At 40.8% G+C, this 800-nt stretch carries 1 protein-coding gene; it reads right to left on the reverse strand.

Annotated elements, in window-relative coordinates:
- Positions 1 to 800 (reverse strand): transferrin-binding protein-like solute binding protein (locus tag JMX98_RS13955; RefSeq protein WP_201587433.1); only part of this gene is annotated, 800 nt, incomplete at both ends.

Below are 800 nucleotides of genomic sequence, written 5' to 3' on the forward strand. Positions count from 1 at the left end.
GTGGTACCTGTTCCTGCTACATTACCAGGTTGAGCTTCTTGATAAATGCCTCCTAGGAACTTTGCACCATCACCATAAAAACCACCTGATGTCGCAATATTGTCCTTACTACCAGCGAAAGTATTTCCGGTAATATTAGCACTGATGCCAATGTTTTTATTAATACCAGCAAATGTCAGCTCACCTGTCATAGAATCATTGACGAAATCCACATTAAATGTCGATGTGCCATTGACCACTGGGTCTTTGATAGCGCCTGAGCCTAAATGTAGATTGTCCATATAGGTGGCCACGCCAGCATATTGAACATTACCATCAGTTGGCATATTTTCAGTTGCTTGGCCCATAACGTAAACATTGGTATAGCGTGATTTCACCCCACTACCGATACCACTTTCTTTAACAAGATCGCCGTAGACATGGCCTATCTGCATCTGTGTGTCAAAGTTTCTATACACAGAGTCGTAATTATATTTTAAATCAATGTCACCAATGATAGATCCTACGTTTTTAAAAGTAGCAACGTTCTTATCCTTAGATTTCATGAAACCACTATCAGCATCAAAGGCGACATCATTATTTCTAACCGTTGTAATCATAGCAGGTTGCTTGAATTTGTTAGGTTTAACAATATCAAGACGGGCTGCAAACTTATCATAGCTTGGCAGATTATCTACAGCACTATCTTCAACTATGTCCGGTGTCGTGTCTTCACCTTCACCCGTTGTAGTGGTAAAGGTTTGATTATCTGTCACAAACTGACGATAACCAATCGCGTCATCGGTGCCTAAGCCTGATAC

The organism is Psychrobacter sp. HII-4 (assembly GCF_904846595.1).
In the GTDB taxonomy this organism is placed as follows: domain Bacteria; phylum Pseudomonadota; class Gammaproteobacteria; order Pseudomonadales; family Moraxellaceae; genus Psychrobacter; species Psychrobacter celer.